We start from the raw sequence: 11,303 nt of genomic DNA, 5'->3' as shown, positions 1-11,303 counted from the left end.
AGCCCTGATGCTGGTTGGTGTCGGGGCTTTTTAGTTTCTGAGTGTTGCGTTATCTCGAAAGATTGGGAGAGCTGACGGGAAAGACCTTTCAGGACCGTCGAGCGCCAGGAATTGCCGGCCCGCACAGACTATCCCCCTCTCCCCAACGAGGGAGAGGGTTGGGAGAGGGGGAGCGCCCGCAGGGCGCCCTGGGCTTTTGGGAGGCCTCAGGCCCTGCACGCAGGGCGACGATGCCCCGGCCCTGCGCGAGACGCTCCGGGCGTCCTTACCCTGAGCGAGCGGTGCTCGCTCTGCCTGCGGCACCGGGACGGACACTATCGTAGGTCATCGTCAGGCTCTTAATCCCATAAAAAAACCCCGGCAGCATTGCTGTCGGGGTTTTGGGATTAAGAGCCTGACGATGACCTACTCTCGCATGGGCAACGCCACACTACCATCGGCGCTGGTCTGTTTCACTGCTGAGTTCGGGATGGGATCAGGTGGTTCCAGACCGCTATGGTCGTCAGGCAAAACGGTTGATCACTGGGTGGATGAGATTGGCGATAGCGATCGTCTGTCGCGTTATCCGCAATTGTCTTGGGTGTTATATAGTCAAGCCGCACGAGCAATTAGTACCGGTTAGCTCAACGCCTCGCAGCGCTTACACACCCGGCCTATCAACGTCCTGGTCTTGAACGGCTCTTCAGGGGCCTCGAGGGCCCGGGGAGATCTCATCTTGGAAGGGGCTTCCCGCTTAGATGCCTTCAGCGGTTATCCCGTCCGAACATAGCTACCGGGCAGTGCCACTGGCGTGACAACCCGAACACCAGAGGTTCGTCCACTCCGGTCCTCTCGTACTAGGAGCAGCTTTCCTCAAATCTCCAACGTCCACGGCAGATAGGGACCGAACTGTCTCACGACGTTCTAAACCCAGCTCGCGTACCACTTTAAATGGCGAACAGCCATACCCTTGGGACCGGCTTCAGCCCCAGGATGTGATGAGCCGACATCGAGGTGCCAAACACCGCCGTCGATGTGAACTCTTGGGCGGTATCAGCCTGTTATCCCCGGAGTACCTTTTATCCGTTGAGCGATGGCCCTTCCATACAGAACCACCGGATCACTATGACCTACTTTCGTACCTGCTCGACGTGTCTGTCTCGCAGTTAAGCGGGCTTGTGCCATTACACTAACCGCATGATGTCCGACCATGCTTAGCCCACCTTTGTGCTCCTCCGTTACGCTTTGGGAGGAGACCGCCCCAGTCAAACTACCCACCACACAGTGTCCTTAACCCCGATCAGGGGTCGAAGTTAGAACCTCAAACATGTCAGGCTGGTATTTCAAGGGTGGCTCCACCGGAACTGGCGTCCCGGTTTCAAAGCCTCCCAGCTATCCTACACAAACATGCTCAAAGTTCACTGTGAAGCTATAGTAAAGGTTCACGGGGTCTTTCCGTCTAGCCGCGGATACACCGCATCTTCACGGCGATTTCAATTTCACTGAGTCTCGGGTAGAGACAGCGCCCCCATCGTTACGCCATTCGTGCAGGTCGGAACTTACCCGACAAGGAATTTCGCTACCTTAGGACCGTTATAGTTACGGCCGCCGTTTACCGGGGCTTCGATCAAGAGCTTCGTCCGAGGACTAACCCCATCAATTAACCTTCCGGCACCGGGCAGGCGTCACACCGTATACGTCCACTTTCGTGTTAGCACAGTGCTGTGTTTTTAATAAACAGTCGCAGGGGCCTGGTATCTTCGACCGGTTTCCGCTCCACCCGCAGGGGTCTCACGTACATACCGGCGTGCCTTCTCCCGAAGTTACGGCACCATTTTGCCTAGTTCCTTTACCCGAGTTCTCTCAAGCGCCTTGGGATTCTCACCCTGACCACCTGTGTCGGTTTGGGGTACGGGCTCGAGTAGCCTGAAGCTTAGAAGATTTTCCTGGAAGCCTGGCATCAATGACTTCCCGCCCTAAAGGGCAGTCGTCGTCACGTCTCGGAATTGAGGACCCGGATTTGCCTAAGTCCCCTTCCTACACGCTTAAACCGGGACAACCGTCGCCCGGCTCACCTAGCCTTCTCCGTCTCTCCATCGCAGCTACCCAAGGTACGGGAATATTAACCCGTTTCCCATCGACTACACCTTTCGGTCTCGCCTTAGGGGCCGACTCACCCTGCGCCGATTAGCGTTGCGCAGGAACCCTTGGTCTTCCGGCGTGGGGGTTTTTCACCCCCATTATCGTTACTCATGTCAGCATTCGCACTTCTGATACCTCCAGCAGACTTCTCAATCCACCTTCGCAGGCTTACAGAACGCTCCCCTACCCCGCATCTTGCGATGCAGCCGCAGCTTCGGTGACCAGTTTGAGCCCCGTTACATCTTCCGCGCAGGCCGACTCGACTAGTGAGCTATTACGCTTTCTTTAAAGGATGGCTGCTTCTAAGCCAACCTCCTAGCTGTCTGAGCCTTCCCACATCGTTTCCCACTTAACTGGTACTTGGGGACCTTAGCTGGCGGTCTGGGTTGTTTCCCTCTTCACGACGGACGTTAGCACCCGCCGTGTGTCTCCCGGATAGTACTCACTGGTATTCGGAGTTTGCATCGGGTTGGTAAGTCGGGATGACCCCCTAGCCGAAACAGTGCTCTACCCCCAGTGGTATTCGTCCGAGGCGCTACCTAAATAGCTTTCGGGGAGAACCAGCTATCTCCGGGCTTGATTAGCCTTTCACTCCGATCCACAAGTCATCCCCTGGCTTTTCAACGACAGTGGGTTCGGGCCTCCAGTGCCTGTTACGGCACCTTCACCCTGCTCATGGATAGATCGCCCGGTTTCGGGTCTATGCCCAGCGACTAAATCGCCCTATTCAGACTCGGTTTCCCTACGGCTCCCCTACACGGTTAACCTCGCCACTGAACATAAGTCGCTGACCCATTATACAAAAGGTACGCCGTCACCCCACGAAGGGGCTCCGACTGCTTGTACGCATACGGTTTCAGGGTCTGTTTCACTCCCCTCACAGGGGTTCTTTTCGCCTTTCCCTCACGGTACTGGTTCACTATCGGTCAGTCAGGAGTATTTAGCCTTGGAGGATGGTCCCCCCATGTTCAGACAGGATTACACGTGACCCGTCCTACTCGATTTCACTGAACTCAGGTTTCGGATACGGGGCTATCACCCACTATGGCGGTCCTTTCCAGAACCTTCTCCTACCAGTCGTCCAGCTTAAGGGCTGGTCCCCGTTCGCTCGCCGCTACTAAGGGAATCTCGGTTGATTTCTTTTCCTCGGGGTACTTAGATGTTTCAGTTCCCCCGGTTCGCCTCACACCCCTATGGATTCAGGATGTGATACCGACCCGAAAGTCGGTGGGTTTCCCCATTCAGAGATGCCCGGATCACAGCTTGTTTGCCAGCTCCCCGAGCCTTATCGCAGGCTTCCACGTCTTTCATCGCCTCTGACTGCCAAGGCATCCACCGTATGCGCTTAGTTGCTTGACTATATAACCCCAAGACAACTGACCTGTGCCTCATCAACCACTCAAGCTCATCGTTCACCAAAGTGACCGACAACCTCTCGTGTTTAACGAGATTCAGAGACAGTCGACTGAAGCTATAAACAACCACTTCAACGACACACCGGATAACGCTTGATCGTTATCGCTGAGATTGATCCTGAACTAGAAGAATCAATCTCGTGTTTCAATCTCATCCGAATTGTTAAAGAGCAATTCTGACCCAGTGATCAGAAAGAAGGGCTTCGATGGTCATCAACTCGAAACACTTGTTTCTGCACACTGACTTGCGTCAGGTATTCAGGGATCGTCGACCAGGTTTTGGTGGAGCCAGGCGGGATCGAACCGCCGACCTCCTGCGTGCAAGGCAGGCGCTCTCCCAGCTGAGCTATGGCCCCTAATAGAAACCACTCACCAAGCCGGCAAACCGTGTTCACTCGCCGTACTCGGAGAATTGATCAGATCTAGGCGCTTTCAAGTGTAGCGTACGAACAGTACGTGAGCTTGGAAGCAACGACGAGCTGGTCAATTCTGGTGGGTCTGGGTGGACTTGAACCACCGACCTCACCCTTATCAGGGGTGCGCTCTAACCACCTGAGCTACAGACCCAATTATCGCAGCATCTTGTTGCGCCTGGACTGCGTTGCAGCTCTCGCTCAGTCGGTCACGTACTTATGTACGCTCCCTCCTTCACTCAATCTGCGCCTTGCCAGCCACAACAATCTACAGCGCTAATCCCTGCCTCCTTCAACCTCAAGAAGCCTAAAGCCTCTCAACGAGAAAGATCGCAGACATCGGGCCTGCAAAGACCCTTTTGCTCTCTTCACGTCAACCAAGTAATTCGTGTGGACTCTGACCGAAACCCCCAGCGTTCGTTAAGGAGGTGATCCAGCCGCAGGTTCCCCTACGGCTACCTTGTTACGACTTCACCCCAGTCATGAACCACACCGTGGTGATCGTCCTCCCGAAGGTTAGACTAACCACTTCTGGTGCAATCCACTCCCATGGTGTGACGGGCGGTGTGTACAAGGCCCGGGAACGTATTCACCGCGACATTCTGATTCGCGATTACTAGCGATTCCGACTTCACGCAGTCGAGTTGCAGACTGCGATCCGGACTACGACGCGTTTTATGAGATTAGCTCACCCTCGCGGGGTTGCAGCCCTCTGTGCGCGCCATTGTAGCACGTGTGTAGCCCTGGCCGTAAGGGCCATGATGACCTGACGTCATCCCCACCTTCCTCCGGTTTGTCACCGGCAGTCTCCCTAGAGTTCCCACCCGAAGTGCTGGCAACTAGGGATAAGGGTTGCGCTCGTTACGGGACTTAACCCAACATCTCACGACACGAGCTGACGACGGCCATGCAGCACCTGTGTTTGGGTTCCCGAAGGCACCAATCCATCTCTGGAAAGTTCCCAACATGTCAAGGCCAGGTAAGGTTCTTCGCGTTGCGTCGAATTAAACCACATGCTCCACCGCTTGTGCGGGCCCCCGTCAATTCATTTGAGTTTTAACCTTGCGGCCGTACTCCCCAGGCGGTCTACTTAGTGCGTTAACTGCGCCACTAAGACTTCAAGAGTCCCAACGGCTAGTAGACATCGTTTACGGCGTGGACTACCAGGGTATCTAATCCTGTTTGCTCCCCACGCTTTCGCACCTCAGCGTCAGTATTGGTCCAGGTAGCCGCCTTCGCCACTGGTGTTCCTTCCTATATCTACGCATTTCACCGCTACACAGGAAATTCCACTACCCTCTACCATACTCTAGCCTGACAGTTCGGAATGCCGTTCCCAGGTTAAGCCCAGGGCTTTCACATCCCGCTTATCAAACCGCCTACGCGCGCTTTACGCCCAGTAATTCCGATTAACGCTTGCACCCTCCGTATTACCGCGGCTGCTGGCACGGAGTTAGCCGGTGCTTCTTCTGCAAGTAACGTCAAGCATGTTGGGTATTCACCAACACGTTTTCCTCCTTGCTGAAAGTGCTTTACAACCCGAAAGCCTTCTTCACACACGCGGCATGGCTGGATCAGGGTTGCCCCCATTGTCCAATATTCCCCACTGCTGCCTCCCGTAGGAGTTCGGGCCGTGTCTCAGTCCCGATGTGGCTGATCATCCTCTCAGACCAGCTACGGATCGTCGCCTTGGTAGGCCGTTACCCCACCAACTAGCTAATCCGACATAGGCACATCCAATAGCGCAAGGTCCGAAGATCCCCTGCTTTCCCCCAAAGGGCGTATGCGGTATTAATCCGGGTTTCCCCGGGCTATCCCCCACTACTGGGCAGTTTCCTATGCATTACTCACCCGTCCGCCGCTCGACAGCGGGGAGCAAGCTCCCCCTGTTTCCGCTCGACTTGCATGTGTTAGGCCTGCCGCCAGCGTTCAATCTGAGCCATGATCAAACTCTTCAGTTTAAATCATACAAGATCCGAAGATCTCTAATCTTGCTCAAGACAAAACTCATTCTCGACGAGTCGCTTGCCTCGATATCTGTTGCCAGATAGTCTCGGCCAGCGCCCACACGAATTACTTGGTCAACTTGTTAAAGAGCGTTGAGCAGATGCTCAATCAAGGCCGCGTATTCTACATCAGATCGCCACCTTGTCAACGATTATTTCGAGGTTTTTATCGCCGCCTCCGAAGAAGCCTCAAACCGTAAAAACCCAAACCAAACAACCGCTTACTTCGCCTTCCCAATCCGGCCTCGCTGGCCGTGTCCGTCGAAGTGGGGCGCATTCTACAGCCTCACCGTTTTCTGTCAACGGACTTTCAGAAAAAAGTTTCGTTTTCGTTAAAATCGATCAATCGACGATCAGAATACGGGCAATTTTCTTCTTGCCCGCCTGAATCACCACATCCTCGCCTTTCGCGAAACGACGGCCACTATCCTCAAGCTGCTCTCCATTGATGTAGACAGCACCCCGTCCGAGCACATCCCGGGCTGCGGCACCATTCTTCACCAACCCGGCAAGACGCAACACCGCAGAAATAGGGAGATCTTCCTGTCCTTCAAGAGGCACTTCCACTTCGGGCACGTTCTCCGGGATCGCGCCGAGCGCCACACGGTTGCCTGCGGACTTGTGGGCATTGGCGGCGGCCTCCTCATCATGGAAGCGGGTGATAATTTCCTCCGCCAGGATCTTCTTGTAGTCCTGCGGATTCGCTCCACCGTCCACAGCCTTGCGGTATTCATCGACCTCCGCCAGCGGACGGAAGCTGAGCAGCTCGAAGTAGCGCCACAAGAGCTGGTCCGGCATGGACAGCAGCTTGGTGTACATTTCGCCGGGTGAATCGCTGACCCCCACGTAGTTGCCCAGGGACTTGGACATCTTCTGGACGCCATCCAGCCCCTCAAGGATAGGCATGGTGAGGACGACCTGAGGGTCCTGGCCATAATGCTTCTGCAGGATGCGCCCCATCAACAGGTTGAATTTCTGGTCGGTACCGCCCAGCTCCACGTCGGCCTCCAGGGCCACCGAGTCATAGCCCTGGACCAGCGGGTAAAGGAACTCATGGATGGCGATGGACTGCTCGGCACGGTAACGCTTGTCGAAATCATCCCGTTCCAGCATTCGGGCCACGGTGTACTGACCCGCGAGACGGATCATGTCAGCCGCAGTCATCTTGTTCATCCACTCGGAGTTGAACACCACCGTGGTCTTTTCCGGGTCCAGGATACGGAAGACCTGCTCTTTATAGGTAATGGCGTTCTGCCGGACCTGCTCCTCGGTCAGCGGTGGGCGCGTGGCACTCTTGCCGGTGGGATCACCAATCATGCCGGTGAAGTCACCGATCAGGAAGATTACCTCGTGCCCCAGGTCCTGGAACTGACGGAGCTTATTGATCAACACCGTGTGCCCCAGGTGGAGATCCGGCGCGGTGGGATCAAAGCCCGCTTTGATCTTCAGCGGCCGCCCTTCACGGAGCTTTTCCACCAGGGACTCCTCCGGAATCAGCTCGTCCACCCCACGCTTGATGACCGCCAGCGCTTCTTCAACAGATGCCATAAACCTTGAACCCCATCGCAAAATAAGGCGGGCCCGTTACAGACCTCAACAAAAGTAAAGCTGAGCGTAACGGCAAACCCTGATACATTTGGACCTTTACCGGCTTCCCGGCTGTATAAATTCAGGCCGGGGATTATATCAGCCGAATCAGGAAAATCTGCCGTGATTCTTTTATTTCGGCGTTAAAGTGCGTGCTTTTTATACGAAACAGCATGTTCTATACTTGAGCCGGCACTTGAACCAGATCACACAAGCTGCGGAAGTAGCGATAAAAACAGGTTGTTGACGTGATTAAAACGTTCCCCAAGATTCATCTGATCGCCGTTGCCGGCATCAGCCTTGTCGTCGGTTCGGCCCTGGTGCTAAGCCCCAGCGCGGACGTCGAGGCAAAGCGCATGACCATCGACCTGGACCTCCACCAGGAGTCCGGAAAAGCCACCGACGTCCCCGAACAGCCCGTGGCCGACGCCAATAAGGCAGCCCCTGACGCCGCCCCGGACTCAATCCCCCGTGAGAACGGCGAAGCGCCATCAAGTCCCGACCAGGCCACGGCAGCCGCCCCCGAGCAACCCGCCCCGCCTGCGGAGCCCGCCCTTGAGTGGACCGAGATGGACGTTGAAAGCGGCGATACCCTGTCGACCCTGTTCAACGAAGCCGGCTTTAACGACGGCCTCATGCTTTCCGTCATCCATGGTGATGGTGACGCCGAGAAGCTGCAGCACCTCTATGTTGGCGAAACCCTGGCTTTCGGCACCTCTCCCGATGGCGAGCTGGAAAAAGTGCGCCTGGAGCGCAACCGGCTTGAGTCCCTGGTGATCGAGCGCACTGACGACGGCTATGCCGGTGAAATCGTCATGCGCGAGCCGGAACCCCGGGTGGCGTTTGCCTCCGGTGAAATCGAAGGCTCCCTGTATCTGGCCGGGAAGGAAGCCGGCCTGGACGATCGCATCACCATGGAGCTGGCGGGGATCTACGGCTGGGACATTGATTTTGTGTACGATGTCCGCAAGGGTGACACCTTCGAAGTGGTCTACGAGGAACTCTACCTGGACGATGAAAAGATCGACAACGGCAAGATCATTGCTGCCCGCTTTGTCAATCGCGGCCGGGAAGTCATCGCCCTTCACTATACCGACAGCAACGGCGAGAGCGACTACTACACCCCCGACGGTGACAGCATGCGCAAGGCCTTCCTGCGCACGCCCATCAACGCCCGGGTGTCCTCGCCGTTCAACCTGCAGCGCCGTCACCCGGTACTGGATGTGGTGCGCCCCCATGAGGGCACCGACTATGCCGCACCGACGGGCACTCCCATTAAGGCGGCTGGTGATGGCCGGGTGTCCTTCGCCGGCTGGAAGGGCGGCTATGGCCGCACTGTGGTACTGTCCCACGGCGACAACATCACCACCCTGTATGCCCATATGAGCAAGCTGGGCAAAGGCATCAACAGTGGCACCCGGGTCGAACAGGGCCAGACCATCGGGTATGTCGGCGCCTCCGGCATGGTGACCGGTGCTCACCTGCACTATGAATTCCGGGTCAATGGCGTTGCCAGGAACTCCCGCACCATCGACCTGCCGGAAGCCAACCCGGTACCGGAAAGCGAAATGGCCCGGTTCAAGGCCGCCACCCAGCAGCAGATTGCGCAGCTGAATACCCTCGGGGAGGGCTTCCGCCAGATTGCCATGGCAGAGGAAGCCGTCGCCGACGAAGAGCAGCAGTAGGGTAGCCCGTGCCTTTCTACATTGGCCTCATGTCTGGCACCAGCATGGACGGTATCGATGCCGCGCTGGTGGAGCTGGATGGGGCCGGTGACGCAACACTCGTAGCCACCCACACCGAGCCTTTCCCCGCCCCGCTCCATCAGTCCATTGTCAATCTCAGCCAGAACCGCGGTGCCCCCGATGACCTGGGGCACTGCGACCGGGCCGTGGGTGAACTCTTTGCCCGGGCCGCCCGCAACCTTCTGGCATCCTCGGGCCACCAGGGTCCGGTGACCGCCATAGGCAGCCACGGCCAGACCATTCGCCACCAACCGCTCGGGGATGCCCCCTTTACCCTGCAACTGGGCGACCCCAATGTGATCGCGGAGCGCACCGGCATTACCACCGTGGCGGACTTCCGCCGTCGGGACATGGCCGCCGGCGGTCAGGGGGCGCCCCTGGTGCCCGCTTTCCACCATGCCGTGTTTGGGGCTCCTGCCGAGGACCGGGTACTGGTGAATATCGGCGGCATTGCCAATCTCTCCTGGCTGCCCGCCGGTGGCGCAGCCGCCCACGCAGGCTTCGATACCGGCCCGGGCAACGGATTGATGGATGCCTGGTGCCACCGGCATACCGGCAAGGTCTATGACACGGAGGGACGATGGGCACTGACGGGACAGGTCCTGCCGGACCTGCTGGAACGCTTCATGGAAGAGCCCTACTTCAGCCTGACGCCCCCAAAGAGCACCGGCAAGGAGCTTTTCAACCTGGATTGGCTGGACATCCACCTGGGCCGGGAACCGGGATTCGCACCACAGGATGTACAACGGACCCTGCTCGAGCTGACTGCCCTCACCATTACCGGGGCGCTGCCATCACAACGCCCACTGGCGGTCTACGTCTGCGGAGGGGGCGCCCTGAATACAGCGCTGATGACGCGGCTCGGTGAGTTGCTGGCACCCGAAGGCAGGGTATACACCACAGCGGACCTGGGGATCGATCCCCAATGGGTGGAAGCAGCGGCTTTTGCCTGGCTGGCAAGACAAACCATGGAAGGGCTGGCCGGCAACGTCCCTGCCGTTACCGGGGCCAGCGGGCCGAGGGTGCTTGGCGGGATCTACCCCGCGTAGACGCTCGTCAGATGGCGAAGGAAGAGCCGCAGCCACAGGTCGATGTGGCGTTGGGATTGGTGACGACAAACTGGGAACCCTGCAGACCTTCCTGGTAATCAACGGTAGCGCCGACCAGGTACTGATAGCTCATGGGGTCGACCAGCAGGGTAACGCCGTCACGATCAACCACGGTATCGTCCTCTTCCTGGCTGTCATCGAAGGAAAAACCGTACTGGAAGCCAGAGCAACCCCCGCCGGTGACAAACACCCGCAGCTTGAGATCGGGGTTACCCTCGTCCTCAACCAGTTCCTTCACCTTGGCGACCGCGTTATCACTGAAAAACAGCGGTACTGCTACCTGTTCCTGAACTGCGCTCAATTCTGCCTCCCGACATCACGTTGATGATGCCATTATGGTATTCCCGAGTATTCCGATCAACTATGACCCTTCTGGCCCTTCCAGGCTACTCCTGCTTGCCCCCCGCGGCCTTGCGTTCATCCAGGGGGATGGCACCGGGCTCGCCGGGAGAGTCCTCCGGCAGGTCATCGCCGCCCTGCTCCACCGGTTCCGGTTTACCGGGACCCGCCAGCCGACGCGGCAGGTTAGCAGTATCCTTACTGTGGACCATATTGCCATTTACCGAAGCCCCGGCCTCCATCTCGATCAGGTTGTAGAAGACATTACCGGTAATGGCGGCCTTTTCGGCAAGTTCAAGGTGCGCCAGTGCATATACGTCGCCTTTCACCGTACCATTGATAACGATATTGGGGGCAACGATATCGCCCTCCACTTCACCGCACTCCGACAGGCGGAGCAAGGCGTTGTCCGCCTGCTCTTCCGCTACCACACTCCCCCTCACCCGACCGTCGATATGGAGGCCACCGGTGAAATGGATATCCCCCTCCACCCGGGTCTTGGCGGAAATCAGGGTATCGAAACGGCCCTGGGGACGTTTGGCTTTCTGCTTCTTGTTGCTGAACATGT

5 protein-coding genes, 2 tRNA genes and 3 rRNA genes are annotated in these 11,303 nt (G+C 57.4%); 2 read left to right on the top strand and 8 right to left on the bottom strand.

The features are described from left to right. Positions 1 to 392: 392 nt before the first annotated feature. The 6 genes from rrf to tyrS all read right to left on the bottom strand — a co-directional run bounded on the left by rrf (position 393) and on the right by tyrS (position 7,503). Positions 393 to 507, bottom strand: a 5S ribosomal RNA gene (gene rrf, locus RO069_RS15870). A gap of 80 nt (positions 508 to 587) precedes the next feature. Then, positions 588 to 3,480: ribosomal RNA gene (locus RO069_RS15865) — 23S ribosomal RNA — on the bottom strand. 336 nt (positions 3,481 to 3,816) lie between these two features. Next, positions 3,817 to 3,892: transfer RNA gene (locus tag RO069_RS15860), tRNA-Ala, on the bottom strand. 134 nt (positions 3,893 to 4,026) lie between these two features. Then, a tRNA-Ile gene (locus tag RO069_RS15855) sits at positions 4,027 to 4,103 on the bottom strand. A 267-nt stretch (positions 4,104 to 4,370) separates the two neighbouring features. Next, positions 4,371 to 5,910: ribosomal RNA gene (locus tag RO069_RS15850) — 16S ribosomal RNA — on the bottom strand. Together the 16S, 23S and 5S rRNA genes with 2 tRNA genes alongside form the textbook arrangement of a ribosomal RNA operon. Positions 5,911 to 6,297: 387 nt before the next feature. Further along, positions 6,298 to 7,503, bottom strand: coding sequence for a tyrosine--tRNA ligase (gene tyrS / locus RO069_RS15845; RefSeq protein ID WP_328188868.1), 1,206 nt, complete (start codon positions 7,501 to 7,503; stop codon positions 6,298 to 6,300). Positions 7,504 to 7,790: 287 nt separating this feature from the next. On the opposite strand from tyrS, the gene RO069_RS15840 reads away from it, so the two are divergent. Together RO069_RS15840 and RO069_RS15835 are read left to right on the top strand one after the other, a co-directional pair. Continuing rightward, positions 7,791 to 9,227, top strand: a complete 1,437-nt coding sequence (locus RO069_RS15840; RefSeq protein WP_328188867.1) for an OapA family protein — start codon at positions 7,791 to 7,793, stop codon at positions 9,225 to 9,227. An 8-nt stretch (positions 9,228 to 9,235) separates the two neighbouring features. Further along, positions 9,236 to 10,336 carry an anhydro-N-acetylmuramic acid kinase gene (locus RO069_RS15835; RefSeq protein ID WP_328188865.1) on the top strand — a complete coding sequence of 367 codons (1,101 nt, stop codon included), beginning with the start codon at positions 9,236 to 9,238 and terminating at the stop codon, positions 10,334 to 10,336. A gap of 7 nt (positions 10,337 to 10,343) precedes the next feature. Here the strand turns inward: RO069_RS15835 and erpA are convergent, their stop codons facing one another. Beyond that, the gene (gene erpA / locus RO069_RS15830) at positions 10,344 to 10,697 is read right to left on the bottom strand and encodes an iron-sulfur cluster insertion protein ErpA (protein ID WP_328188864.1); all 354 of its coding nucleotides are present in this window, start codon (positions 10,695 to 10,697) and stop codon (positions 10,344 to 10,346) included. A gap of 85 nt (positions 10,698 to 10,782) precedes the next feature. Next, positions 10,783 to 11,301: a bactofilin family protein gene (locus RO069_RS15825; RefSeq protein ID WP_328188863.1), complete on the bottom strand. Its 519-nt coding sequence runs from the start codon at positions 11,299 to 11,301 to the stop codon at positions 10,783 to 10,785. Positions 11,302 to 11,303 lie beyond the last annotated feature (2 nt).

The organism is Marinobacter sp. OP 3.4 (assembly GCF_036224885.1).
Lineage (GTDB): Bacteria > Pseudomonadota > Gammaproteobacteria > Pseudomonadales > Oleiphilaceae > Marinobacter.
The sequence above is the reverse complement of the archived record's forward strand: the minus strand, read 5'-3'. Positions and strand labels throughout refer to the sequence as shown.

Excerpts from the sequence above, each read along its gene's own strand:
- tyrS (WP_328188868.1), bottom strand. The coding sequence starts at position 7,503 with ATGGCATCTGTTGAAGAAGCGCTGGCGGTCATCAAGCGTGGGGTGGAC.
- RO069_RS15825 (WP_328188863.1), bottom strand. The coding sequence starts at position 11,301 with ATGTTCAGCAACAAGAAGCAGAAAGCCAAACGTCCCCAGGGCCGTTTC.